Annotated in this window: 1 protein-coding gene; it reads right to left on the minus strand. The window is 42.9% G+C overall.

Features of this window, described 5'->3' with window-relative positions; translation table 11 throughout:
• A partial coding sequence (locus tag Afil_RS10845) for a hypothetical protein (protein WP_230268561.1) occupies window positions 1-235 on the minus strand: 235 nt, incomplete at its 3' end.
• Window positions 236-294: the final 59 nt, after the last annotated feature.

A 294-nucleotide genomic window follows, 5' to 3' on the forward strand; every position in this document is an offset into this window, starting at 1 on the left:
TGTAGACATCGATCGGATCATGCGGCTGAGATTTCAGAATTTTCTTCGTCATCTCAAGAATCCAGTCACACATCTCAGAAAGATCCGTATGGTTGGATCTGAACTTTTTCGATTTGAGCTTGAGAACATCCACATTGGTTTTAGGATCTTTCACAGAACAGCAGACGCAGGCGTAGACATTGTTTTTATGAACATCGAGTCCGGCGCAGACGGACTTTTGAATCTGAATGGTCATGTCTAAGCTCCTTTCTGAAAGAAACAGGAACCAGAGCAGAGAAGTCGATTCTTTCTGTA

It is taken from the genome of Allobaculum fili, from assembly GCF_020969955.1.
GTDB classification, from domain to species: Bacteria; Bacillota_I; Bacilli_A; order Erysipelotrichales; family Erysipelotrichaceae; genus Allobaculum; species Allobaculum fili.